The sequence below is a fragment of the Streptomyces sp. NRRL F-5650 genome, assembly GCF_000721365.1.
Taxonomy (GTDB): Bacteria; Actinomycetota; Actinomycetes; order Streptomycetales; family Streptomycetaceae; genus Streptomyces; species Streptomyces ardesiacus.
Genome location: NZ_JOGV01000001.1, coordinates 174,601 through 200,207, shown reverse-complemented (window position 1 = coordinate 200,207; position 25,607 = coordinate 174,601). Strand labels below are relative to the sequence as shown.

Annotated in this window: 19 protein-coding genes; 13 read left to right on the top strand and 6 right to left on the bottom strand. The window is 74.8% G+C overall.

The features are described from left to right. Positions 1-7 precede the first annotated feature (7 nt). Positions 8-868 carry an alpha/beta fold hydrolase gene (locus IG88_RS0100960; RefSeq protein WP_031033749.1) on the top strand — a complete coding sequence of 287 codons (861 nt, stop codon included), beginning with the start codon at positions 8-10 and terminating at the stop codon, positions 866-868. Positions 869-1,083: 215 nt separating this feature from the next. On the opposite strand, the gene IG88_RS0100955 is transcribed toward IG88_RS0100960, so the two are convergent. Then, entirely contained in the window at positions 1,084-1,668 is a 585-nt protein-coding gene (locus IG88_RS0100955; RefSeq protein ID WP_031033740.1) for a TetR/AcrR family transcriptional regulator, read from the bottom strand. A 90-nt stretch (positions 1,669-1,758) separates the two neighbouring features. Here IG88_RS0100955 and IG88_RS0100950 point away from each other — a divergent pair, with 90 nt between their 5' ends. The 4 genes from IG88_RS0100950 (at position 1,759) to IG88_RS0100940 (ending at position 5,861) form a co-directional block, all read left to right on the top strand. Further along, positions 1,759-2,727 (top strand): NADP-dependent oxidoreductase, encoded by a 969-nt coding sequence (locus IG88_RS0100950; protein WP_031033738.1) that lies wholly within the window; start codon positions 1,759-1,761, stop codon positions 2,725-2,727. 91 nt (positions 2,728-2,818) lie between these two features. Beyond that, entirely contained in the window at positions 2,819-3,262 is a 444-nt protein-coding gene (locus IG88_RS43195) for a hypothetical protein (RefSeq protein WP_234331966.1), read from the top strand. Positions 3,263-3,395: 133 nt separating this feature from the next. Continuing rightward, positions 3,396-4,553: an ROK family transcriptional regulator gene (locus IG88_RS0100945; protein ID WP_031033736.1), complete on the top strand. Its 1,158-nt coding sequence runs from the start codon at positions 3,396-3,398 to the stop codon at positions 4,551-4,553. Between the two features lie 66 nt (positions 4,554-4,619). After that, the gene (locus IG88_RS0100940; protein WP_031033733.1) at positions 4,620-5,861 is read left to right on the top strand and encodes a Gfo/Idh/MocA family protein; all 1,242 of its coding nucleotides are present in this window, start codon (positions 4,620-4,622) and stop codon (positions 5,859-5,861) included. A 143-nt stretch (positions 5,862-6,004) separates the two neighbouring features. On the opposite strand, the gene IG88_RS0100935 is transcribed toward IG88_RS0100940, so the two are convergent. The 3 genes from IG88_RS0100935 to IG88_RS0100925 all read right to left on the bottom strand — a co-directional run bounded on the left by IG88_RS0100935 (position 6,005) and on the right by IG88_RS0100925 (position 8,081). Further along, entirely contained in the window at positions 6,005-6,607 is a 603-nt protein-coding gene (locus IG88_RS0100935) for a fasciclin domain-containing protein (RefSeq protein ID WP_031033731.1), read from the bottom strand. Between the two features lie 194 nt (positions 6,608-6,801). Then, positions 6,802-7,407 carry a phosphatase PAP2 family protein gene (locus IG88_RS0100930; protein ID WP_031033728.1) on the bottom strand — a complete coding sequence of 202 codons (606 nt, stop codon included), beginning with the start codon at positions 7,405-7,407 and terminating at the stop codon, positions 6,802-6,804. Then, a complete protein-coding gene (locus IG88_RS0100925) occupies positions 7,404-8,081 on the bottom strand; it encodes a DedA family protein (protein WP_037835151.1) in 678 nt (225 codons plus the stop codon). Before IG88_RS0100925 ends, IG88_RS0100930 begins: the two co-directional genes overlap by 4 nt. A gap of 116 nt (positions 8,082-8,197) precedes the next feature. On the opposite strand from IG88_RS0100925, the gene IG88_RS0100920 reads away from it, so the two are divergent. Both IG88_RS0100920 and IG88_RS0100915 read left to right on the top strand, forming a co-directional pair. Beyond that, positions 8,198-8,569: a BlaI/MecI/CopY family transcriptional regulator gene (locus tag IG88_RS0100920; protein ID WP_031033726.1), complete on the top strand. Its 372-nt coding sequence runs from the start codon at positions 8,198-8,200 to the stop codon at positions 8,567-8,569. Beyond that, positions 8,566-9,495, top strand: a complete 930-nt coding sequence (locus IG88_RS0100915; RefSeq protein ID WP_031033723.1) for a M56 family metallopeptidase — start codon at positions 8,566-8,568, stop codon at positions 9,493-9,495. The genes IG88_RS0100920 and IG88_RS0100915 overlap by 4 nt, the downstream gene beginning before the upstream one ends. Before the next feature lie 43 nt (positions 9,496-9,538). Here the strand turns inward: IG88_RS0100915 and IG88_RS0100910 are convergent, their stop codons facing one another. Both IG88_RS0100910 and IG88_RS43190 read right to left on the bottom strand, forming a co-directional pair. After that, the gene (locus IG88_RS0100910) at positions 9,539-10,372 is read right to left on the bottom strand and encodes a serine hydrolase (RefSeq protein ID WP_031033721.1); all 834 of its coding nucleotides are present in this window, start codon (positions 10,370-10,372) and stop codon (positions 9,539-9,541) included. A 208-nt stretch (positions 10,373-10,580) separates the two neighbouring features. Further along, entirely contained in the window at positions 10,581-10,721 is a 141-nt protein-coding gene (locus IG88_RS43190) for a hypothetical protein (RefSeq protein WP_158853731.1), read from the bottom strand. 533 nt (positions 10,722-11,254) lie between these two features. Between IG88_RS43190 and IG88_RS0100900 the strand changes: the two genes are divergently transcribed. The 6 genes from IG88_RS0100900 to IG88_RS0100875 all read left to right on the top strand — a co-directional run bounded on the left by IG88_RS0100900 (position 11,255) and on the right by IG88_RS0100875 (position 25,588). Next, entirely contained in the window at positions 11,255-12,367 is a 1,113-nt protein-coding gene (locus tag IG88_RS0100900) for a MerR family transcriptional regulator (protein ID WP_051851705.1), read from the top strand. A 122-nt stretch (positions 12,368-12,489) separates the two neighbouring features. Further along, positions 12,490-13,344, top strand: coding sequence for a DUF4132 domain-containing protein (locus tag IG88_RS0100895; protein ID WP_031033714.1), 855 nt, complete (start codon positions 12,490-12,492; stop codon positions 13,342-13,344). Then, positions 13,341-18,563, top strand: a complete 5,223-nt coding sequence (locus IG88_RS0100890; RefSeq protein ID WP_031033712.1) for a hypothetical protein — start codon at positions 13,341-13,343, stop codon at positions 18,561-18,563. The genes IG88_RS0100895 and IG88_RS0100890 overlap by 4 nt, the downstream gene beginning before the upstream one ends. A gap of 52 nt (positions 18,564-18,615) precedes the next feature. Further along, positions 18,616-19,785: an ATP-binding protein gene (locus tag IG88_RS0100885; protein ID WP_031033709.1), complete on the top strand. Its 1,170-nt coding sequence runs from the start codon at positions 18,616-18,618 to the stop codon at positions 19,783-19,785. A gap of 83 nt (positions 19,786-19,868) precedes the next feature. Continuing rightward, the gene (locus tag IG88_RS0100880) at positions 19,869-23,660 is read left to right on the top strand and encodes a vWA domain-containing protein (RefSeq protein WP_031033707.1); all 3,792 of its coding nucleotides are present in this window, start codon (positions 19,869-19,871) and stop codon (positions 23,658-23,660) included. Beyond that, a complete protein-coding gene (locus tag IG88_RS0100875; protein ID WP_031033705.1) occupies positions 23,657-25,588 on the top strand; it encodes an SWIM zinc finger family protein in 1,932 nt (643 codons plus the stop codon). Before IG88_RS0100880 ends, IG88_RS0100875 begins: the two co-directional genes overlap by 4 nt. Positions 25,589-25,607: the final 19 nt, after the last annotated feature.

The following is a 25,607-nucleotide window of genomic DNA, read 5'->3' as shown; positions in this document are numbered from 1 at the left end:
AATACCGATGACCACCATCGATGTCCCCGAGTACCGGACCAACGCCTTCTTCGGTCTCGAGGACAAGTGGCTGCCCACCGCTGACGGCGAGCTCACCCACTACCACGAGCTCGGCGAGGGAACGCCGATCCTCTTCCTGCACGGCTCGGGGACCGGCGTCACCGCCGCCGCCAACTGGTGGCTGAATCTGCCCCACCTCGCCGCACAGGGGCGCTGCATCGCGATCGACTCCATCGGCTACGGACAGACCGTCGTGGCGCCGGGCACCGTGTACGGCATACGGGAGTGGGGCCGGCATGCGCTGCGCGTCCTCGACGCGCTGGGCATCGACAAGACCTGGATCGTCGGCAACTCGATCGGCGGCTGGATCGCCCTGCAACTCGCCATCGACGCCCCCGAACGCCTCCTGGGCATCGTCTCGATGGGCACCGGAGGCGCGAAGAGGACCGCGGCGCTGGCGGGCCACGCCAAACCCGAACTGTCCCCGGCCGGCATCCGCCGCACCTTGGAGCAGTTCGTCGTGGACAGGGACCTGGTCACCGACGAACTGGTCAGCCTGCGCCATCAGGCGGCCCTGAACGACAGTGCCTCGAGCCGGCTGGAAGAGGTCGTGGCGGCCCGCGACCGCGACCGCGACGCGTTGCCGCTCGACATGGACGCCCTCTCGCGACTGGACCTGCCCGCACTGCTGATCCACGGGGTGCAGGACGTGGTCATCCCGGTCTCGCGGACGTGGGAGCTCCTCCACACGATCCCGAACGCCGACGCCCACCTCTTCAGCCAGTGCGGCCACTGGTCCCAGGTCGAACGCGCCGACGAGTTCAACGAAGTGGTCGGCCGGTACCTCCGCAGGCACGTCGACCGCTGACCGCTGACCGCCAAACGGACACCGGAATGCGAGGCATCATCCGTCCCACCGAGGATGATGCCTCGCATTGCGCTCACTCGTGCTCCCACCGCAGCAGTGGGCACCGAGGACGGGCGCACCGGCGCGGCTCTCTCCTCTGGTCTGCGGTTCTCCACCGGCCCTGCCCGAGCGTCCGGCGGCGGCGGCGTCCGAGAGGTGACCGTCGAGCCGGCGGGTCAGCGCTCACGCACCCCCTGGGAGCGCAGGCCGTCCAGGAAGATGTCGAGGAGCCGATCGGCCGTGACCGCGTGGCCGGGCCGGCGGGCGACGGTGAAGATGCCGATCAGACCGGCCGCGATCTCCTCGGCGGTGACGTCGGGCCGGAGTTCCCCGGCGGTGCGCCCCGCGGTGAGGATCGACGCTATCGCGTTCAGGATCTCGTCCCTGGTCCGGGCATGCCCCACGACGTCCGACTCGACCAGCGTCAGCAGGGTGTCGAGCATGCCGTTCTTCGTCGCGATCCAGTCGCCGAACAGGTCCATCCAGCGCCGCAGGGCCACGGCGGGGGCCATGTCGGCGAGCAGGTCCCGCGCGCCGCTGGTGAGACGGACGACCTGGTCACGGTAGACGGCCTCCACCAGGGATTCCCGGGTCGGGAAGTGGCGGTAGAGCGTCCCGATGCCGACACCGGCCTCGCGGGCGATGGCCCGCATCGACGCCTCCGTGCCGGACGACGCGAGCACACGCGTCGCGGCCTCCAGCAGTTGTTCGCGGTTGCGGGCGGCGTCGGCCCGGGTCGCCCGCTGCCTCGGACTGGTCAAACGGAACACGCTCCGGTTAACTGGGATTCGTTAACCGGAGCATAGTCCGTTTCCGGGCGGCTCCACCCCGCAGGAGAGAGCGAGCAGGCCATGCAGCAGCACCGCGACGGGCGTCGGGACGGCACGAGCAGGGCGGTCCGGCTCGAGGCGTTCGGCGGCCCGGAGGCACTGGTCCTCCGGGACGTGCCCGAACCCCAAGCAGGTGAGGGGCAGATCCGCGTACGGGTGACGGCGGCCGGGCTGAACCCGATGGACTGGGTCATGACCGCGGACGCCGGGACCGCGGCACGGTTCGGCCTGAGCCTGCCCGCCGGGTTCGGGACCGACTACGCCGGAGTCGTCGACCAGGTCGGTACGGGCGCGAGCGGCTACGCCACCGGTGACCGCGTCTTCGGCGCGGCCCTGTCCCGGGCAGTCGCCGACCACGTCGTCGTCGACGCGGACGGGGACATCGCGACCGGCGTCGCCCATCACACGCCGGACGGCGTCGACGACCGCACCGCCGCCACGCTTTCGATCGCGGGCAGCACCGCGGCCGCCGCTCTCGACGTGCTCGGCCTCGGTCCGGACGACACGGTACTGATCGGCGCCGCGGGCGGCGGGGTCGGTGTGTTCGCGGTCCAGATGGCGCGGATCGCGGGGGCGCGGGTCATCGGTACCGGCTCGCCGTCGTCGGCGGAGCATCTGCGCGGCCTGGGCGCCGAGCCGGTCGCGTACGGCGAGGGCCTGGCCGAGCGGGTGCGCGCCCTCGGCGTGGGCCCCGTCACCGCGGCGCTGGACCTGCACGGAACGGACACGGTGCGGGTCGCCCGCGAGCTGGGGGTGCCGGACGGGCGCATCTGCACCATCGCGGGCCAGGTGGACGGAGTCCCGGCCGCGAACGGCGCCGATGCGGCGCCCGGCACCCTCGACCACATCGCGCGCCTCGTGGCGGAGGGCCGTCTGCGGGTACCCGTCGCGGCCGTCTACCCCGTCGAGGACATCCGTGCCGCCGTCGAACTCCAGGCGGCGCGTCACGTGCGCGGCAAGGTCGTGATCGATCTCCTCCCCCGGCCCTGAGGGCCCTCGCCCGGCGGCGGCGAGGCAGTCGTGCGCGAGGAGCCGTTCGGCTGCGAGCCGGTCTCCAGTCCACGACGACGTTCTCGACACCGTGTTCGACGGCTCGCTGGAGCTGGGAGCAGGAGACCCCGTCCAGAAGCACGTGCGGGACGCCCCCGCCCGCCACCACTCCACCGCCGTCGCCGCCCTGGGCCTGGACGGGCGGGTGCTGGACCGGCTCGGGCGCAGCCACAAGCAGGCCGGCAACGTGTGGTGCAGTTGGTACGCGTACCACGAGAACATCACCGAGGAGCAGCTCACCGAGAACGTCACCGCGCCGCGCGGCCTGCCGCGCCGGTCTCCCGGACGCACACCTGCTCGGCAGTGGCGTCCCGCTGCTGCCTCCCTGGGCCTGCGGCCTCGTCAACACGGTGCGCCGGCTGTGGCGTTCGCCGCTGCTGGAGGTCGACCCGGACGTCGTGTACTTCCGCGGCCGGACCCGACCCGCCGGGGTGGCTGCGCCCGGAGGAACTGCAGTCGACGGAGCCTTACTTGACCGGGATACGGACTTCACCTCGGCCGTCGCACCCGGGGCGCACACGGCTGCCCCCACGAATTAGTAAACTCTTCAGCGTTATTCTCAGCGTTGTCCGGCGGTGGCCACCGCAACGCCTCCAGGGAGCACCAGCATGGCGACGACCGGTACGGACATGTCCCGGGTGCGCGAGATGAACCAGCTCTCCATCGTGGGAGCACTGCGCGGCAACCCGCCGTCCACGGTCACCGAGCTGGCGTCCAGGTCCGGCCTGTCCCGTCCCGCCGTGGACGTGCTGGTGCAGTCCCTGGTCGCCCACGGCTGGGCGGAGGTGGCAAAACCGGCGGCCGGCGGCGTGGTGGGCCGGCCCGCCCGCCGCTACCGGTTCCGGGCCACCGCCGGGCACGTGCTGGGCATCGACATCGGTGTGCACAAGATCCTGGTGGTCCTCAGCGACCTGGAGGGGAATCCGGTGCGCACCGTGCGCCGCCCCGCCGATCCGGAGGCCGCGCCCGAGGAGCGGCTCGCGGCGGTGGACCGCGTCGTCGACGAGGTGACGGCGGGCGCGGGCATGGTCCCGGCCGGCATCTGGGCGGTGACCGTCGGAGTGACCGGGCCGGTCGACGGCAGCGGCCGGACCTCGCTGTCCAGCCCGTTGCCCGGCTGGAGCGAGGCCGACCCGGCCGCCCACCTCGGGGCCCGCTTCCCCTGCCCGGTGCTGGTGGAGAACGACTGCAAGCTGGCCGCCGTCGCCGAACGCTGGCGGGGAGTCGCGCAGGACGCCGACGACATCGTCTACCTCCTCGCCGGTCTGCGCACCGGCGCCGGTCTCATCCTCGACGGCACCCTGCGCCGCGGCCACGGCGGCGCCGCGGGAGAGATCGGCGCCCTCAAGGCCGTACGGTGGCTCACCGCGCCGGACCACCTGCAGACCTGCCCCGGGATGCCGTCGGCGACCGCGGCGGGCGAGGCGGCGGCCCGGGTCTTCCGGGCCGCCCGGGAGGGCGACCGGGCCGCGCGGACGGCAGTCCGGCGCTACACCCGCGACCTCGCGGTGGGAGTGGCCGCCCTGGTACTCGCACTGGACCCACAGGTCGTCGTCTACGGCGGCGGGTTCTCCCGGTCCGCCGACGTGGTCCTCGGCCCGCTGCGCCGGGAGCTGGCCAAGCACTGCCTGCGGATGCCGGAGCTGCGCGCCTCCACGCTCGGCGACGAGAGCGTGGCGCTGGGGGCGGTGCGGCTGGCCCTGGACGAGGTCGACAGCCGGCTTCTGAGCGACCGGCTGGGGGCACCGACCGCACCCCGGCGGTAGCGGCACGGCCGGACACGCGGCCGGAGCCCGTACGCAACACCTCAACAGGAACGAAGGGACCGCCCAGTGAGCACCCGTGAACAGATACCGGCCCCGCGGCTGCGCGTCGGCGTGGTCGGCATCGGACAGCGCGCGGACATGGCCGCGCTGGTGAACCGTTCCGGCACCGCCCGGATCGTGTCCTGCGCCGACCCGGACCCGCGGGGCCAGGAGGACGCCAGGCGGCTGTTCGGCGCCGACGTCGTGGTGCACGACCGGTACGAGAAGATGCTCGACGACCGGTTGGACGCCGTGTTCGTGCTCACCCCCGACCATCTGCACACCCGGCCCGCGCTGTTCTTCCTCGCCGCCGGTGTGGCGGTGTTCGTGGAGAAACCGCTGACCATCAGCGTCGCCGACTGCGACACGCTGCTCCAGGCCGCGTACCGCTCCCGCACCCGGCTCTACGTGGGCCACAACCTGCGCCACCTGCCCATGCTGCGGCGGATGCGCGAGCTGATCGACGACGGCGCGATCGGCCGCGTACGCGCGGTGTGGTGCCGTCACTTCGTCGGTCACGGCGGGGACTTCTACTTCAAGGACTGGCACGCGCAGCGGGCGCACACCACCAGCCTGCTGCTGCAGAAGGGCGCCCACGACCTCGACGCCATCCACTGGCTCGCCGGGGGCTACTCCCGCAACGTGGTCGCCCAGGGCGCGCTGGCCGTCTACGGCGACAACCCCCGGCGGGCCACTCAGGAGACCGTGCCGCCCGGGCAGCGCATGCCCGACTGGTTCGACCCGGACGTCTGGCCGCCGTCCGCGCTGCGCGACCTCAATCCCGTCGTCGACGTCGAGGACATCAGCATGATGCTGGCCCGCCTGGACAACGGTGTGCTCGCCAGCTACCAGCAGTGTCACTTCACGCCCGACTACTGGCGCAACTACACGGTCGTCGGGGACGAGGGGCGGCTGGAGAACTTCGGCGACGGCATCGACGGCGATCCCGCGCGGGTCGACGTGTGGAACCGGCGCCGCTCCGGCTACCGCGCCGACGCCGACCTCTCCGTACCGGTCGTGGTGCCGGCCGAGGACACCCACGGCGGCGCGGACGGGGCGCTCGTCGAGGAGTTCCTGCGCTTCGCCGCCGCCGGAGGTCCCACGGAGACCTCGCCCGTGGCCGCCCGGGAAGCCGTCGCCGCCGCGGTCGCCGCGACCACCTCGCTGCGCTCGGGCAGCACCCCGGTCGACGTTTCCCCGCTCGACCCGGAGATCGTCCGCTACTTCGAGGAGCACCAGCCCTCCGGGGCCCCGGCGGGAACGGGGTGAAGGACCGGTCACGGTGCCGGCGAAGCCGCACCGGAGTGCTCCGGTGCGGCTTCGCCGTCCTCGGGGACACCTGCCTAGGAGGGCGAGGGCGTCGACGGCGTCGACGGCGTGGCGGTCGGCGGGAGGAGAACACCGTCGACGATCTACACCGTCGCGTTCTTGGTGGGGATGTTGCCGCAGGCGATCGGGACGCTGCCGTTGACCTTGAAGGAGTCACCGGAGCCGGAGGTGGTGAGGGTGCTGCCCTCAAGGGTGGTGAAACTCCCGTGGGAGAGCTGCGACTTGGTGATCTTCTTGTGCTCGACCACGTGGTAGGTGAGCACCTTCTTGAGCTGCGCCTTGTCGTTGAGAAGCGCGTCCCGCTTGGCGGCACCGAGCTTGTCGAACGCGTCGTTGGTGGGCGCGAAGACGGTGCTGCCCTTGAGACCCTTCAGCGTGCTCGCCAGATCGGTCTTCTTGACGGCGTCGGCCAGCATGGACAGGTTCGGGTTGTTCTCCACCGCGGTCGCGACGTTCTCGTGCGCCATCTGCGCGGCACCTCCGTTGCCGCTCTGCGGCAGCATCGAGCAGTCCGGGCCGAAGGACTGATTGCCCGGCGACGGAGACGCAGACGGCGACGCGGTGCCGGTGGCCGTCGGTGACGCGTCGGACGCCGATGCCTGGGATGCCGACACGCCCAGCGTCAGCGGGACGCCGAGCGCTGCCGCCACTGTGAGAGCGGCGGTACGGATACGTACAGACTGCATACCAATTCCTCGTTCCCTGTGGAGGAGGGCTTGGGCCTGGATTCGGCTGAGCTGCTGTCGGAGCCCCTCGACGAGGGCTCCGCACGCCGGCCGGGGACAGTCACCGCACCGGCGGGGCCCATGGCTCGCGATCGGGCCCTCCACCATCTAACTGCACATCGCGTCGCCCGGCATCCTGTCGCTGCGGCACGGGATCACGTGGCCCTCACCAGCGGGCGGAGGCGGCCGGAGCCGATCCACCGGCCCACGGACCGCGACCACCGGCTCATCACGGTGCCGGCCAGGACGGCGACGAGCCCGCCGACCAGCGCTCCGGCCAGGACGTCGTGCGGGTAGTGCGCACCCACCCACACCCGGGAGGCCGCCATGGCGACGGCGGCCGCGGCCGCGACCGCTCCGAGCCGTCGCGAGACGAAGAACAGCGCCACGGCAGCGGCGGCGGCGATCGCCGCGTGGTTGCTGGGGAAGGACCAGTCCCCGGGCGCCGGGCACGCCTCGATGGTCCGCACGTGAAGACTCCGGCACGGCCGGTCCTCACGGACCAGCAGTTTGAGTACCGCGTTCACGCCGTAGGCCAGGACGACGACCACCGGCACCGCGAGCGCCGTCACCGCGGCCGTCCCCCCGGACCGGCGCGCGAACCACCAGCCGAAGGCCGCGAGGACGACGAACACCACCAGCCCGTAGGCCGACCAGAGCGACACCGTGTCGTCCAGCCAGCCCGGCGCCTGTCGCGCCGCGCCCACCACGTCCAGGTAGGCGGAGCCGTCGATCGACGACCCGTCGAATGCTGTCATCACCTGTTCTCCTCCTCGGAATCGCCACCTCGGCCGGTACGGCGAGCCCGGTACAGCTCGGCCAGCAGAGGCAGCAGCGACACGACGACGACCAACGCCACCAGCGGGAGCAGGTACCGGTCGATGCTCGGGACGGACGAGCCCAGCGCGTATCCAGCGAGGGTGAGGCCGACGCTCCACACGAGCCCGCCGACGACCTGCCACACCGTGAACGTCCGCACCGGCACCTCCAGCGCGCCCGCCACCGGATTGAGCACGGTCCGCACCACCGGGACGAACCGGGCCAGCACCACGGCCTTGGCGAACCCGTACCGCTCCAGCAGCTCCTCGGCGCGCTGCGCACCCTGGTGGAGCCGCCGCGAGCGGCTGCGGGCCAGCAGCGCTCCCCCCGCCTTGCGGCCGAGCAGATACCCGCACTGCGCCCCGGCCAGCGCCCCCGTCGCAGCCGCGGCCAGCAGCGGGCCCAGGGACAGATGCACACTCCCCTCCGACGAGCCCGTGCACAGCAGACCTGCCGTGAACAGCAGCGAGTCGCCCGGCAGGAAGAACCCGACCAGCAGTCCCGTCTCGGCGAACAACACCACCCCCACCCCCAGGACCCCGAAGGCGACCAGCAGAGAATGGGCGTCGAGCACGTTGACAGCGAGCTGCCACGACAGGTGGACGGGTGCAGGCATCCTCGCGACCCCTTCGATCCGGTGGAGCGGGCGCGTCGCGGCAGCACCCGGCCAGTGACTACAATTCTGTAGACCGTCTACTGCACTGTAGACGACAACGGGGTGAGGACCGTTCCATGACCGATCCGAAGGACGAACGCCGGCCGGCCGGCGAACTCGAAGCCGCCGTGATGGCCGCCCTGTGGGCCGCCGGTGCACCTCTCACCCCGGTGCAGGTCCAGGCCGAACTCTCCTCCGGCCTGGCCCGCACGACGGTGGTGACGATCCTGTCGCGCCTCTACGACAAGGGCGTCGTGGACCGCGAGCGACGAGGGCGCGGCTACGCCTACGTCCCGGTGCAGGACGCGCCGGGGCTGACCGCCCGGCGCATGCACACGGAGCTCGACCGGGACGTGAACCGTGAGACCGTCCTCGCCCGGTTCGTCGCCCAGCTCAGCCCCGACGACGAGGAGCTGCTGCGCCGGCTGCTGGAGGGGGACGAACGGTGATCCTCCTCCTTCTCGTCCCGCTCCTGCTGCCCTTCGCCCTGTCGGCACTGGCCCCGCACGCTCTTCCACGCCTCGCCCCGGTCAGCGCCCTGCGGGTCCTGACCGCGTGTGACGTTGCGTGCTCGGGTGCGTGCGTGGCCGCCCTCGGCGCCCTCGTCCTGGTCGGGCTGCTCAAGCTCTCCCCGTTCGCGGCACTCGGCGACCTGGTCCACCCTCTGCGCACGCCCTCGGACCTCTTCGTCCTCCCCACCGCCGCGCTCGCCACCGGCGCGCTCGCCCTCGGCCTGTGGACCCTGGCCCGCTCGACGGTGCGGCAGGTGTGGGCCCTGCGCGCCGCCCGTGCGGAGGCCGGCCGCCGCCCCGCCGCCGGAGACCTGTGTGTCGTCGACTCGCCGCATCCGGACGCCTACGCACTGCCCGGCAGGCCCCATCGGATCGTCGTCACCACCGCGATGCTGCGCGAGCTCGATCCCGCCGAGCGGGAAGCCCTCTTCGCCCACGAGCGGGCCCACAACACGGGCGGCCACCACTACTTCCTCGCGGCCGCCGAACTCGCCGCCCACGGCCACCCCGCGCTGCGCGCGACCCGCGCGGCCATCCGGCTCGCCGCGGAACGTGCCGCCGACGAGAGCGCCGCCGACGCCATCGGCGACCGCCGGCTCCTGGCCCGGGCCATCGCCCGCGCCGCCCTCGCGGGGAATCCCCGGCGCTCCACCCGCCCGGACTTCGCCCCGGGAGCCGCCACTGGCCCCGTTCCCCAGCGGGTCGCCGCTCTGCTCGCCCCGCGCACCGGCCGCTCGCACACCCTGCGCTGGGTCGCCCTGCTCCTCACCGTCTGCGCGGTCCTCCCGACCACGGCCGCGGCCACCGGCGTAGTGGCCCTCCACCACGCCGTCGAGGTCGCCCAGGGCGAAGAGCGCCCCTGAAAGCCGGGCGCCTGCCGGGGGCGGGGCCGCCCGGCGGGGGTCGTCAGGTCCGGGTCGTGGCGGCCACGGCCTGCCTGGCCGTCCGCTCCACCACCGAGACGCCGTCGCTCATCGACCCGCTGCCGTCCGACAGGACGGCGACGAGGTAGCGGTGTCCGTCCACGGTGACCCGGCCGACGCTGTTGACGTCCCAGAGCCCGGTGGCCGTGCGCTGCAGCCAGCCGTTCTTCAGCGCGTAGCCCGATCCGGAGACCGCCGAGACACCCCACGCCTGGTCGTCGGCTACGCGGGTCATCAGGTTCTGGATGTACGTCCGGGAGTCCTTGTCCAGGGGGGAGGCGGTCCGCACCGCGGGGGTGCCGTCGAACACGGCGAGCAGGAGCCTGATCTGGTCGCTCGCCGTCGTCCGCGTCAGCCCCCACTTCGCGCCCGGCCCGCCGCGGGTCGCGGTCAGGCCCATGCGCTTGTTGGCCGCCTCCAGGGCAGGCGCCCCGCCGATCTCCCGCCACAGGGTGTTCGTCGCCGCGTTGTCGCTGTTCCGGATCATCGGTTCGGCCAGTGCGCGTTCCTGTGCGGTGAGGTGCCTGCCCTCGTCCTGGGCCTGCAGCAGCAGTGCCGCGAGAACGTCGACCTTGACGATGCTGGCGGTGTCGTACGCGGTGTCCTTGCCGCTCAGCAGGGGCTTCCGGGTGCCGTCGTCGAGCGGGAGCACCGCCGCCGTCACGCGCGTCCTGCTCGGACCCTGCGCCCCGGCGTCGGCGGCGACCGACGGCACCGCGTGGAGCCCGCCCAGGGAGAACAGGGCGGTCACGGAGGCCAGGACCACGCCGGCGCCCGCACGGCTCCTGCGCAGCCGCGCGCCCTTCACATTCGGCATGCGACGCAAGAGTGCCATGGAAAGCAGACCTCAATAATTTGATCACTAAAGGAACTGAATTCAGAGAATAAGAGAAATTCACAGCCCGAGAAGTGATCCCCGTCACCGCATTCCCGCTGCGGCCCTTTTTGTGAGAAAACCCATAAGGACCGGCCTCTATGTACCCGCCTCGGCGTCCGAAGGCGGTGCACGAGAAGGGCGGCGGTTCTCACAGGGAGCCGAACGCCCCGTCGTGGCGGGCGATAGACGCGACGTCCACCAACCGGGCCAGCTCCTCGCGGCCACGCGTGATCAAGTCGAAGGCGGCACCCGGATCGGTGCCCCTCGGCAGTGGGACGTCGGTGAGCACATCGGTGAGGGTGTACGGACGGAGCAGCCATCGGTGCAACGCCCGCCAGTCCGTCCCACGACCCCAGGAGAGACCGCGCGTCCAGGGGCTCACCTCGTACTCGGTTCCGTCGGCGCCCTGCGTGGAGCAGGCCAGAGCGGCGCACCAGGCACGGAACGACTTCCGAGACCAGCCGGGCGACGAGTACGTGCTCCGACTCCGCGCCCTCCTGGGCCAGTGCGGGCAGTACTCCGGCGAGGCGTTCACCGGCCGCGCACGCCGTGTCGTAGAGGCCGAACGCCGAACTGTCCGCGCGCACCGTCTCCTGCAGCGCACGCAGACAGTTCGCGGCCTCCTGCAGCGCACGCAGACAGTTCGCGGCCTCCTGCAGCGCACGCAGACAGTTCGCGGCGATGCCGTCCCATCGCCGGTACGCGTGGGGCAAACAACGGTTCCAGCGCCCCCCAACCAGAGGCCCCTCAACCGCTCAGTAAGTGCCCCGAGTTGACCCTCGACCTGGTTCAGGGACCAGGGTTTGCGACGTGGAGAGCGAGATGCGCAGCATTGGGGAGATGGCCCGCGACAGCGGACTGGGCGTGAGCGCCCTGCGGTTCTACGACCGTGCCGGGGTGCTGGTCCCCGCCCGGGTCGACCCGGTGAGCGGCTACCGCTGGTACGCCCCGGAGCAGCTCGACGAGGCCAGGGTGCTCGTCCGGCTGCGGCGGGCGGGCATGCCGCTGGCGGACGTCCGGCTGGTCCTGGCCGGCTGGTCCGACACCGAGGCCGACCTCGTGCGAGGGCTGCTCCAGGCGCACCTGCGCCGTCTCGAACGGGGGCTGGCCGAGGCCCGCGGCGAGTTCTCCACGCTCCGAGCCCAACTCGATCACAGGGAGAACCCCATGACCACCGCACCGCCCACCGGAACCGTTTGCCTGTCCCTCTCCGCGCCCGCGCTGGCGGGCGCGCTCGACGCCGTCCGCTTCGCCGTCGGCGCGGATCCCGAACTGCCGATGCTCGGCGGGGTGCTCTTCGACGTCGAGGACGACGCGCTCCGTGTCGTGGCCACCGACCGTTACCGGATGGCGGTCGCGCGCATGGCCTGCGCCGGACACCGCGGCCCGCGTGAACAGGTCGTCGTGCCCGCTCCGCTCGTCGACGCGATGCGCGCGCTGCTGGCCGAGGGGGAATCCGCCCTGTTCACCGTGGAGGACGGCCGCGTGACGCTGGAGGCGGCGGAACGCGAGGTCTCGGGACAGCGCCTGGCCCACGACTTCCCCGACTACCGCCGTCTGGTCCGGTTGCCGGCCGGGAAGCGCGTCGTGGTCGATGTGCCCGGGCTCCGGGAGGCGTTGGAAACCGGGCCCGTCCGCGCGGCCGAGGCGGGCGGGTCCGGCCCCTGCGCGCGTGAGGTCAGCGTGCTGGCGACGACGGACGACGGCACGGTGACCGTCTGCGGGGACGGGGACGGGTACGGCAGCGGGGACGGAAACGCGAACGGGAACGGCGTCGGTGTCGACCGCGGGTTCCTGCTGGACGCGCTCTCCGCCGCGGACCGGGACCGGCTCGTCCTGGAGTTCGGTCCCGCTCCCACCGCACCGCTGACGATCCGCCGGACGGACGACGAGGGGACGTTCTCGCTGCTGATGCCGGTCCGCCTGGACCACTGACGGCGAGCCGGCCGCCCTCCTCCCCGGCCCGTCCCCGCCCGCCGTTCCCCGAGCCCACGGCGTTGTCAGTGGCCTCGCCTAAAGTCGTCAGCACTTGATCACTGCGGTGCGGGGAGGCACTCATGGGGTGGGTGACGGCCGGGGACTACGAGGTCGCCCTGGACGACGGAAAGGTGGTGTGCCGCAACGCCGCCGGACGACGGCTGAAGTCGGTTCCGCCCAAGCTCGCGGACGACCCCGCGGTGGTCGGGCTGCGGCAGCTCGCCGAGTGGCTGGAGCGGCACGAACGCGAGTGCCTGAGCGCCGTGGAGCGCTGGATGGTGCGCTCGCTGCCCGTGCCCCTCGCCGTGCTCACCCGGGTGTGGCCGGACCCGGCCTGGCGCTCGGCCCTGCGCGACCTCGTGGTCACCGGCGCCGACGGCGAGGTCGCGGGCTTCCTGCGGGACGCCGACCCCGAGCGCGGCCTCGGCCTCGTCGACCTCGACGGAGACACGGTGCGCATCGCTCCCGGCCTGGTCCGCCTTCCGCATCCCGTACTCCTCGAAGACCTGGAGGAGCTGCGGGAGTTCGCCGTCGAACTCGGCGTCGAGCAGCGGGCCGAGCAGCTCTTCCGCGAGGTGTGGCACCGCCCCGCCGCACTCGACGCCGAGGCCGGCTCCGTCGAGGAGTACGCGGGCGGAGTGTTCAAGGAGCTGCGTTTCCTGCACGGCCGGGCCGCCCAGCTCGGTCACCGCGTGCGCGGCGGATACGCCGTCTGTTCCGTCTGGGAGGACGGCCGGAGCGTCGAGGCCCGCGTGTGGGTCGGCGACTACGACGGCTACGAGGAGACGGAGACCGGCCCCCTGATGTGGACCGACACCTCCGGACAGGTCCTGAAGCTGGGCCGGGTGGGTCCGGTGGCCTGGTCGGAAGGCATGCGCATGGCCGCCGCGCTGTACGCCGGCCGCGACATCGAGGACGAGGAGCGGGCCGCATGAGCGCCATGGACACCCCCACGACGGCCCACGCCGGCACCGTCGCCCACGCGGGCCCCGGCTCCGGCGACGCCACCGCCTCCGCCCTGCTCGAAGCCGGTGCGCTGCTGCCGCCGGGCAGCAGCGGCCGGGAGGACGCCGACACCCTCACCGTCCGTACGTACACCCATGCCGCGCTGGGCGGGCGCAGCGTCGTGCGTCTGGTGCCGGGCACCCTCGGAGAGGCCGAGGACCTGGCCCTGGACTTCCTCGGGCTGGTGCGGGACGCGGAAACCCCCGAGGTCGGGCAGGTCAGGCGGGAGACCCTCGGATTCCCCGCCTGGGCGCTGGTCAACGACCCGGCCAACGGGCACCACGCGCTGGCCCTGGTCAAGGACGTGGAGCGGCTCGCACGCCAGGCCAAGTCCCGCCCGGGCACCGCCAGGGAGGGCTTCGAGAAGCTCGGCGAGCGGCTCGGCCGGGCCGTGCCGCACTTCCTGCCGACCTTCTACGAACAGGCCGCCCGGATCTTCCTCCAGTTCGACAACACCACCTACGCGGCCGCCTTCTTCGGCAAGGCCCGCGACGCGGAGCGGGTGCACGCGCTCGCCGTCGACGAGCAGCGGCAGCGTGCCGTGTTCCTGGAGTTCGCGTTCGCCGGGGCTTTGACGGTCAAGGCGCTGAAGCAGCACGTGAAGGATCTCGCCGCCCGGCTGGACGCCGCCGAGGCGTGGGCGCAGTTCCGTCAGCTCGCCGTGGAACGCTGTGCGGCCGGCATGCCGCCCTACGCTTCGCTGCCGCAGGACGCGCGCGTGCTGATCAAGGCGGCCGGGCTGCCCAGGACGGACGCGGAGTGCGACCTCGTCGCCGATCTGGTCGCCTCGCCCGCCGCGGTCCGTGCCCCCGCCTCCTTCTGGACCGCCTACCGGTCGACCCTGCGGGTCCTGGCCGGACGGCGGCCCGCCGTCCGGAATCGGCTGCTGGAGATCATGCCGGCCGGCCTGGACCACGGCGCGAAGAGCGACGACTTCTGGCTGGAGCTGCTGGCCGAGTGCGGCGCCGACCGGCTGCTGACCGGCGAGGACGGCGAGGGCAGTGACAGCGGTGCGGACAAGGGGGACGGTGAGACGGCGGGCGGCATCGGCAACGCGGCCGGGGCGGCGCAGGAGGTCGACGCGGCGGACTGGCTGAGCCGTTGGTCCGCCCACCGCAAACGCGGTGCCACGGTGTGCGACAGTTCCCCGGCCACGCTCGCCCTCGTGGCCCGGATGGCGCCCCGGCTGCGAGCCGACGGACGGACCGTCGACCTGTTCACCGGCCGCCGGCACGCGGGCGTCGACATCGCCCTGCTCGACCTGTGCGCGGCGCAGGGCGTCCCCCTGGCGGTGCCCGGTCCAGACGTCGAGGTCCACCTCGGACTGGACCGCTGGGTGCGCGACACCCGGCCCGGGCGGCGCGACCTGGCCGCCGTCGCGGCGGACCCGCGGCTGCGCCCCCTGCTGCTGCGGGCGGTCGGTTCCGCGGGGCACGAGCGGCACTCCGGCCAGGTGCTGGACCATCTCGCCGGCCATCCCGTACTCGGCGGGGTGCTGCGCGAGTGGCTGGACGGCGCCGTCGGTGCGCTCTGCGGCGCGGTGGGCCTGCCCGGGGCCCGCGAGGCCCTGCACCGGCTGGGCCCCTACCGGTCGGTGGCTCCGCGGGTCAGTCCCGAGGCCGTCGCCCGCGCCGCCGGGTACGAGGCGGCGCCACTGCTCGGGCGCACCCTGCGGGCCGGCATCCTCGACGAACTGGGCTGGCCCGCCCTCGAAGCGGCCCTGCGGCTGCTCGACGCCGAGACGCGAACCCGGAATGGGAAGGGGAACGCTTCCGGTGCCGGGACGCACGGGGACCGCGACACCTCCCTGATGGTGAACGAGGCGTGGCCCTGCCTGATCCTCAGCCGCGGACACAAGGTCGTCGTCGTCGGCCCGGACGGGGTCGTCCTCGACCACGACCTGCGGCTCCCGCCCGGCCTGGACCGCTGGCAGCGCCCGCAGTTCCGCTACACCGACGGGGAACTGCTCGTGGTGTGGTGGCAGGACGGCAAGCAGCGCGGCTACTGGTCCACGCGCCCGGCGGAGATCCTGACCCTCACCGGCGAGCGGATCTCCCACTGGTGGCGCAACGACGACTCGGCCGCTCCCTCCCTCCCGCTGCCCGGCGGGGGCCGGGCCACCGGCGGCGGCACCCTGCACGCCGGCGACACCGTCCTGCCCGCGAGCCGGCCCGTCCTCGGGGACGGCACCTCGTACTGGCGGCAGGGCAGGCAGGGGCGACGGCGCGTGTGGCTGGAGTACGACCCCGCGACGGGCGCGCACGGTCGCGCGTCCCTGCCCGCCTTCCTCCGCTCCGGCATCAGCGACGACGCGACGCTGCTGCAGGACCGGTGCGAGGTTCTGCCCCTGCAACCAGGGCTGGAGCAGAGCCCGTTCGGCACCGACGGCGCCGTGCTCGGGCGCTGGGTGAGGGCCGCGGAGGAGGCGGGTGAGACGCTGACCAGCGCGGGGACGCCCGACGGCCGGACCGTCACGCTGCGCACCTCCCGGGGCGGTGACGACGTCACCCCGCTGGGCGCGCTGCGCCTGCCCGGCGGCGCCGCGCCCGTCGTGGCCCGCACGCGCCGCCGGATCGCTCTGTTCGCGCCGGACGACGGCAGCGACGCGGGCGTACTCGGCCGGGTGACGCCGGTCGAGCGGGGCGGGGAGTTCGCCGCGGGCACGCCACTCGTTCCGCCGGTCGCCTTCTGGCACGCGCTGCGCCCCAGGGACGAGCGTGCCTCGGCCGTGCTGCGTGCCGTCACCGACGAGGAGGCGGCCGGTCTGCTGCGCGCGGCGACGCGGGCCCTGGAGGAGCGCCAGGCTCGGGTGGACGCGGCGAAGGCCGCGGGGGGAGCAGCCGGTGAACGCGGCGGGGGAGCCGGCACGGACACCGGACCGGCCGCCGCCGGGGCCACGGCCGCGGTGCCGTCCGCCGAGGAGGTGGTACGGCGGGAAGTCTCCCGGGCCCTTCCCGGTCTCACCGACAAGCGGCTCCTGGCCGGTGTGACCGCTCTGGTCCGTGCCACGGTCCAGGTCGCCGACACGGTCGGCCGCTTCGTCACGCCGCCCGTGGAGCAGCCCAAGCCGGACCGGAAGCGGACCGAGGGCATGTTCGCGGACTACCGGCCCCGGCACGGCGACGACCGCACCCTGCGCGGGGCGGCCGACGGCCTGGTCCGGCTGTGGGGGGCGTGGGGCGGCGAGGGCCAGTGGACCGCGCTGCGCCAGATCCGGGCCGTGAACCACGTGCTGGCGGGACGGCCCGCCGACGGCAGGCGGCTGCCCGACCGCACGCGCCTGTCCGCCCTCGACGACGGGTGGCTCAGCGACGAGCACACCGTTCCCCGCATCGGCGTGATCTGGCCGGACCTGCTCGGGGTACTGCGGCCACTGGCCTACCGGGCCGCCGCGCCGACCACCCCGGAGGCCGACCGGGAGGCCCTGCTCCTCCTGTTCGAGGCGCTCTGCGAGGGGCCTCTCGCCGCTCCCGGCGACGGTCTTCGGGAGATCGTCCTGGGCGAGCCCCACGACCAGAAGCGGCAGCAGGAGCGTACGGGGCAGGTGCTGCGCCGGAACGGCCGCACCGTGGTCGTGCTCGGCTGCCAGAACATCGACTACGCCCGCGACCGGGTCAACTGGCTCGCCCTCGACCACGATCCGACGGGCACGTTCGGGGCCGTCGCCCACTTCACCCTGGAGAGGGAGACTCGGCACTCCACCACGGTCCCGGCCGGCACGCTCGCGGCGGTCACCCGGCTGACCCGGGACAAGGGAGCCGCACCCTGGCAGCCCGAGGCGCCCGCCGCCATCGCGGCGACCACCCGCGGGGGTCTCGGACCGCTCCAGGCCACGGTGCTCCTGGCCGGGCAGCCGGAGCGCCTCGACGCGGAGGCGCTGACCACAGCCGGGCTCAGGCCCCGTCAACTCGACGCGGGCAACCGCATGCTGAGCACGCTCCCCGCCGCGGACCGGGAGGCGCTCGTCGGCGCCCTGCTGCCCGACGACCCCGGCGCGCTGTGGACGGTGGGACCGGACACGGAGGCCGCCGGCCGGGTCTGGGCCGAGCGGCTCGGCTCCCTCGTGCGCGTGCCCGAGGACCTGGCCGGCACGCTCAACGGCCTGCCGGTCGGGTACGCCGAGGCCGTACTCAACCCGGCACGCACGCCCTGGCTCAGCCGCACCACGGTCCAACGGCCGGACGAGAACGGCCGGCTGGTCCCGGAGGACCCCGCCGCGATCCCCAGCGGTCACGCGCTGACCGGAGCCGTCAACACCCTCGCCGCGCTCGCCTACGCCCTCCCCCACGGCCACCCGCTGCGCGCGGCCCTGCCCGGGGGGCTGGCGGCGCTGCGCCGTCGGCTGACCGACCCGGGGCTGCTGCTCGACCTGGACGTGGCGTGGACGGAGAAGGGAGGCACCACCGCCGCCGAACTCCGCAAGGCGTACGGGCTGCCCGCCGAGGGCGGCGCCGGCGCGAACGGCACGACGCGGGTCGGTGAGGCCCTCGTCCTGCGCCCCTGGCACGGCGACAGGGAGACCGTCCTGGTGCGCCCGGCCGGCCTCACCGGTCCGGACGACGCCGTGTTCGGGCTGATCGAGGGGCTCGTGGGCACCGCGCAGGCCTCCGGGATGCGCGCCCTGCACACCGTCCTGGACGGTGAGCTGTCCCGCAGCCTCGACGCCGCTCAGGATCCCGAAGGGGCCACCGGACACGCCCAGGACCCCACGGTCAGCGTCCCGGCGCTCGTCACCGAGGTGGCGGCGGCGCACGGCCTGAGCGAGGACGCGGCGGCGCTCTATCTGCAGGTGCTCGCCCTGCCCGACCCGACCGACCGCAACTGCGCCCGCTGGACCGGCTGGCGGCCGGCGCGCGCGAAGAAGGCCCGGGCCGAACTCGCCGCCACGGAACTGGTCGTCGAGGCCAGACGGCCGCGGGCCGGCCGTTCCCTCTTCCTGCCCTGCGGCTGGCGCGACCTCAAGTCGCCCGCGCTGCCGGTGGAGACGTGGAAGGAGGGTCTCTACCGGGTGGGCGAAGGGTTCAGGGCGGTTCCACTGCTCCCGGTGTCCGAGCTGTTCACCCGCGCCTGGGAGCGGGTGTGCGCCCAGGACGCGCCCGCGTACGAGGAACTCACCACCCGTGCCACACGCAGGGGACGCCGCCGGTGACCCCGCACGAAGCCACTGTGACCGCTGCCCGACCCGACCGGAAGATCCGTCGATGACCACCACCCTCTCCCCCGGCACCACCCGCCAGATCGTCCCGCCGGAAGACCGGTACGCGACCGAACTGGCCTTCCTCGCCGCCCACGACGACGGTCCGCGCCCGCCTGCCTGGCGGCTCACCCCCCGCGCCGTGGTCACCTTCGTCATGGGCAGCGACGGCCGCGCGCTGAGCCTGCCCGAGGGCGCCGACGCTCCCGAGGGGGTGCCGCGCCGACTGGTGGTGGAGGGCAAGTTCGTCGGCGACCGGGCGCTGGTGGAGCGGTGCGTCGTCACGCTCGCCGGGGAGCGCGGTCTGCTGCTCGTCGGCGAGCCCGGCACCGCCAAGTCCATGCTCTCCGAGTTGCTGTCGGCGGCCGTGTGCGGCACCAGCGGGCTGGTGGTGCAGGGCACGGCGGGCACCACCGAGGACCAGCTCAAGTACGGCTGGAACTACGCCCTGTTGCTCGCCCAGGGCCCCAGCCGGAGGGCACTGGTGCCCTCGCCGGTCCTGACCGCGATGACCCGGGGCGGCATCGCCCGCGTCGAAGAGGTGACCCGCTGCCTGCCGGAGGTGCAGGACGCCCTGGTCTCCCTGCTCTCCGAGCGGCGCATCGCCGTGCCCGAGCTTTCGGGCACCGAGGACGCCCTGGCCCACGCCGCCCCCGGCTTCAACCTGATCGCCACCGCCAACCTCCGGGACAAGGGCGTCTCCGAGATGTCCGCCGCGCTCAAGCGCCGCTTCAACTTCGAGACGGTCGGCCCCATCCCGGACCTCGACGCCGAGACGGCCCTGGTCCGCAGCCAGGCACGGGCCTCGGTCGAGCGGGCGGGGGCGCCCTTCCAGGTCGACGAGGCGGTCCTGGAGGCCCTGGTCGTCGCGTTCCGCGACCTGCGTGAGGGCCGGTCGGCGGAGGGCTGGGAGGTCGAACGCCCCTCGACCGTCATGAGCACCGCGGAAGCGGTGTCGGTCGCGGGCGCGCTGGCGCTGGCCGCGGCCTACTTCCCCGGCGACCGTGACGTGCTGGGGCTGCTGCCCGGGCATCTCCTCGGCGTGGTCCGCAAGGACGACCCCGCCGACGCGGCCCGGCTGCGCGGGTACTGGGACGGTCCGGTCCGGCGCCGCGCGGAGCAGGGTTCGGCCACCTGGCGCACCCTGTGGGACCTGCGCACGGTCCTGGAGGGCTGACGGCCGTGTCCTCCGCCCCCTCCTCCTCCACCCCGTCCTCCCCCGGCGCCTCCTCGTCCGGCGCCCGTCCCCTCGCTGCTCCGCTGTCGGCGGACGGGGCGGTGGCGGCGCTGACCGATCCGTCGGCGCCGTTCCTCATCGGCGTACGCCATCACGCTCCGTCGCTCGCCGCGGCCGTGCCCGCGCTGCTGGACGGGGCGGCTCCGGACGTACTGCTGGTCGAGCTGCCGGCCGAGATGCAGGAGTGGCTCCCCTGGCTGGGCCACCCGGAGACCCGGGCGCCGGTCGCGCTGGCCGCAGCCTGCGCGGAGGAGGGGGCGGGGCCCGCCTTCTACCCGTTCGCCGACTTCTCCCCGGAGCTGGCCGCCGTGCGCTGGGCCTTCCGGCAGGGCGTCCCGGTCGTCGCCTGCGACCTGCCACTGGCCGACCGGTCCTGGCGGGAGGGGACGCGCTCAGGAGGGCCCGGCGACCCGCGCTCCGGGCCCGCGCCGGGCACGGCACCCGCGGACCGCCCGGCGCCCGGGGCCTCCACGGCACCCGAGACCGGTGCGGCACCCGGATCCGGTACGGCGCCCACCGCGCCGGGGCCGGGCCGTGCGGGCGGCGTGGATGCGGACCGCGCCGGGCTCGGCGCCGCGCTGCGGGCACGGCTCACCGGTCGTCCCGGCGAGGACCTGTGGGACCGACTCGTCGAGGCCGCGGCTCCGGGTTCGGCGCCGGAGGCGTTGCGCCGTGCCGCGCTCCTGACCGGGTGGGCCCTGCGCGAGGAGGCCGTCGCTTCCGGAGGCGTACCCGGGCTGGATCTGCGGCGTGAGGAGTGGATGCGCTCCCGGCTGGCCGCCGCCACCGCGGACGGAGCACGGGCCGCCCTGGTGGTGGGCGCGTTCCACGCGCCCGCGCTGCTCTCCCCGGCCGCTGCGGCCGGAGTCGGCGGGGGCGGCCCCGTCGCACCCGGGCGAAGGGCCGCCGGGGCCGCGGCGGCCGACGGGTCCGGGTGGGTCACGTCCCTCATCCCGTACACGTACGCCCTTCTTGACGAGCGGTCCGGATACCCCGCGGGCATCCGGGACCCCGAGTGGCAGCATCTGGTGCTGCGGGCGGCCGGCGATCCGGGCGCGTTGGAGGAGGCGCTGACCCACGCCGCCGTACGGGTGTGTGCCGCGCTGCGCGACCTCGGGCATCCGTCGGGGCCCCCGGACGCGCGGGAGATCGTGCGGCTGGCCTCGGACCTGGCGCGGCTGCGCGGGCTGCCCGCGGCGGGCCGGGGCGAGCTGGTCGAGGCGGTGCAGACCGTACTCGCCCAGGGCGAGCCGTACGGCAGGGGGCGGGCCGTGGCCAGAGCGATGGAGCAGGTCCTCGTCGGAACCCGCAGCGGTCGTCCGGCGCCGGGCACGCCGCGCAGCGGCCTCGCCCCGGCCGTCGAGGCGGAGCTGGCGGCCCTGGGGCTGCCCGGCCCGGCACCGGCGGACACGGACGCGAGGGCGACGAACGGCACCGCACGCGCGGCTCCCCCGCCGGGCACCACCGGGCCGGCCGGGACCGCGCGGGAGCTGCGGCTCGACCCTCTGCGTTCCGGCCTCGACCGCGCACGCGATCTCTTGCTGCGCCGCCTGACGGTGTGCGGCGTGCCGTACGCCGAGGCGCGCGGCGTCGTCGGTGCGGGCGGCGCCGAGACCTTGACGACACGGTGGGAGGTGCGCTGGACCCCGGCCACGGAGGCGGTGCTGTCCGCGGTCGGCGTTCACGGCGTCACGCCCGCGCAGGCGGCCGAGGGCGTCCTGCGCGAGCGGTGGCGGGCGGAGCGGGACGAGGGCGGCCCGACCGCCGCACAGACCCTGGACGGCCTCCGGCAGGCGGCCGAGTGCGGGCTGCCGGAGCTGGCGGACGCGCGGCTGGCGGAGACCGCCGAGGTGCTGCCCGGTGCCGCCACACTGCCCGAACTCCTCGGCGGAATGGGCCTGCTCGACCGGTTGCGGGCGGGGCACGTACCGGGGCTGGGCGCCGACGAGGACCGGGCGCTGCGGGCCGCCGCCGTGGCCGAGCTGCTCACCGCGGCTGCGGTGCGCCAGGCCGACGGGCTCAGCGGGTCGGAGGACCCGGCGGACGCGCACGCCCTGCTGGAGCTGTCCCACCGTGCGGACGTGCTCGGCGGCGTCCGGCTGACCGACGCGCTGGCCCGGTTGGCCCGGGAGGGCTCACCGCTGATGCGCGGCGCCGCCGGAGCCGTCCGGGTGCTCCTCGGGCACGAGGACCCCGGTGTCCTCGGCGCACGCGCCGTGTCCTGGGTCGACGCGGCACGCGACAGCGCGTCCCGTACCGCGCTCACCGCCCGGCTCACGGGACTGCTGACGGCCGCGGGTCCGCTGCTGGAGTCGGCGGCCCCGGCGCTGGAACCGCTGCTCGACCGGGTGCCGGAGCTGGCCGACCGGGAGTTCCTCGACCGGCTGCCGGCCCTGCGCGGCGGCTTCGACACGCTCAGCCCGGCCGCCCGCGACCGGCTCCTCTCGGTCGTCGAGGAGCGCCTGGACGTCGACCGGGCGGGCGACACCGGTGGGGTGGATCCGGCGGCACTCGCCCTGTGGACCCGCGCCGACCTCACGGCCCGGACCCTGCTCGGCGGGCTCGGCCTGCTCCCCACCGCCGCACCCCCGGCCGCACCCCCGGCCGAGGCCGCGGCCGAGGGACCCGACCGCGCCGACGCACCCGACAGCGCCGGTGGGCTCGCACCCGCCGACCCGCACGTCGCCACCACGGAGCGCCGCCTCGGTCCCGAGGAACGCTGGCGGCTCGTGCTCGGTCGCCGCGCCGACCGGCTGTCCCCCGCGGCGGCCGCGCCGGCCACCGCGCTGGACGAGTTGTACGGCAGCGGCCGCGGCGAGGGCAGCCGGGGGGATCTGACCGGGCCCGGCCGCGGCGGTGCGGGCGGCGGGCGGGCGGCCTCCTGGCCGAGTGTGCGCGAGTGGTCGCAGGAGCTGGCGGTGCTGTTCGGGCCGGGCGTCCGCGAGGAGGTGCTGGCGGCCGCGGCCGCCTCGGGCCGGTCCGACGTCCTGGCCGAACTCGACCCGGACAGCGTGCGGCCCTCCGTAGACCTGCTCCGCACCGTGCTCCGGCACGCGGGGGGCCTGCCGGAGGCACGGCTGGCCGCGCTCCGGCCGCTCGTGCGGCGCCTGGTGGAGGCTCTGACCCGGGAGCTGGCCACGCGCCTGCGTCCCGCGCTGCACGGCGCCGTGGTCCCGCGTCCCAGCCGCCGCCCGGGCGGTGGCCTCGACCTGCCCCGGACCCTGCGGGCCAACCTGGCCTCCGCGCACCGCCGTCCGGACGGCACGGTCGGGGTGGTCCCGGAGCACCCCGTCTTCCGTACCAGGGCCAGGAGAGCCGCCGACTGGCGGCTGGTCCTGGTGACGGACGTGTCGGGCTCCATGGAGGCGTCCACGGTGTGGGCCGCCCTCACCGCGTCGGTGCTGGCGGGCGTGCCCACGCTGTCCACGCACTTCCTGGCCTTCTCCACGGAGGTCATGGACCTCACCGACCAGGTGCACGACCCGCTGTCCCTGCTGCTCGAGGTCAGTGTGGGCGGCGGTACCCACATCGCCGCGGGGCTGCGGCACGCCCGCGCGCTCGTCACCGTGCCGTCCCGCACCCTCGTGGTCGTCGTCAGCGACTTCGAGGAGGGCGGTCCGCTCGGCGGGCTGCTCGCCGAGGTCCGGGCCCTGGTCGGGTCCGGCTGCCATGTGCTGGGCTGCGCGAGCCTCGACGACGCGGGGCGGCCCCGCTACTCCACCGGGGTGGCCGGGCAGCTCGTCGCCGCGGGCATGCCGGTCGCGGCGCTGAGTCCGCTCGAACTGGCCCACTGGGTGGGGGAGAAGATCGCATGAGCCCACAGCTTCCGCCGGTCGCTCCCGTGGTGACCGCCCAACTCGTCGCGGCGCTCTCGCCCAGGCTGCGCAAGCGGCTGGACGCCGGGGTCGCCAAGGTCGCGGGGCGGCCCGTGGTCCGGGAGGGCGACGTCGTGCGCGTCGCGGTGGACGACGACACCGACCTCGAACTGCACGCTCCCGGCGGGGTCGTGACCGGTGCCGAGGCGATCCGCTGCGGCTGCCTGCTCGCGCCGGACTGCCTGCACCGGGCCGCCGTGGCGTCGGCGGCCCCGGTCGCCGACGCCGCGGAACTGCCGGAGACGGAGCCGCCGACGTCTCCCCCGGCCTCACCTCCCGTCCCCGCTCCTGTCCCCGCTCCCGTTCCGGCCGACGGACCCGCCCCCGCCACGGCCACCCCCGCCCAGCGCGCCGCCGCGGTGGCCCTGCGGGAGGCGGCGGCCGCGGTGCTGGAGGCCGGCGTGGACGGCGCCGGGGCCGTGCCGCAGGCCGAGTTGCTGCGGGCGGCGCACACCGCCCGGCTCGCCGGCCTGCCACGCGCGGCCGGGCGTGCCGTCGCCGTCGTCACGGCGGTGCGCGCGGCCCGCGACGCCGACCCCGCCCACCGCCTGAGCGACCTCACCGCGGCCCTGCGCGACGTCCTGTTCCTCGCACACCGTGTCCCGGAGGCCACGGGGCCCGAACTCGCGGGGCTGCGCGGCCGGGTGCGGCAGCCGTACAGGCCGGACGGATCACTGCGGCTGTACGGACTCTTCGCCGAGCCGGTCCTGACGACGACCGGTTACGCGGGCACCGTCACCTGGACCTGTGACGCCTCCGGGCGGCTCTGCACGGTCCCGGACGTGGCACCGGGCGGCGCCGACCGGGCCTTGGGCTCGGCGGACCGCGCCGTACGCGTCGGCGACACCGCCCTGACACCCCGTGAGCTGTCCCGCGCGGGACTCGCGGTGTCCGGGGCGACGGTCTCCCCGACGGGACGTCTGGGAGCGGGCGCGGGCGTCCGGGCGGTGCGCGCGTCCGGCGTGTCGTGGCACGCCGAGCCGCTCGACCGCCTGTGGGCGGTTCCGGTGGCCGAGCAGGTGGGCCGGGCTCTGGCGAGCGACGTCGGCCTGCCCGGCGCCGACGACGCGGTCGTGCGGGAGCCGCGGGACGACCGGGACGGCCAGGACCTGCTGTTCTTGGACGTCACCGTCGTCGGCACGGTCCGTGAGGCGGCGGGCGAGTGTCTCCTGGCCGACTGCGACGGCCTGACCGTCCGGCTCGCCGCGGCCCACGACGACCCGGCCCTGCCCCACCGTGAGAACCTCCGTCTTCTCGCGCTCCTCGCGTCCGCGCGGGGCACCCGGCTGCGGGTGGTCGCCCGGCTCACGCCCGCACCGCTCCCCCGCGCGTCGCTGCTGGCGGCGAGCCATCCGACCGATCCCGGCGCCCACGTCGACCTCGGTCTCGACCGGCTGCGGCGTGCGGACCTGCCCGCGGTGCCGGCACCGGGCACGCCACCCGGCGCCCGGAGGGCACCGCTCACCCATCCGGAGTCCGCCGCCGACGAGGCTCCCGTGCACCTGCTGCGGCGCCGGATCCACCAGGCGGTGTCCGGGGGCCGCCGCGTGCTCGCCTTCCCCGGAAGCCGGGAGTCCGAGGCGGCACGCCTGCGCCGGTACGGACTCGGCACCGCCGGTGAGCTGCTGGCCGAGTTGCACGCCACCGCCGCGGAGCGGGCACGCGACCCCTTCGGCCGGCTGCTCCCCGCCGACACCGGGCGCTTCGCCCGGGCGTGGCTCGGCGCGGCCCTGTACACGGAGGAGGTCGACCGCGCCCTGTGCGCCGCCGCGTGGGGCGCGAGCCTTGCCGAGCCCATACCCGCGGCGCCCACCCGAAGCGGCCCCGCCCCCGCGGGCGCCCCGGCGGGCCGGGACGGATCACCGTAGTATCGGACGATCTCGTGGG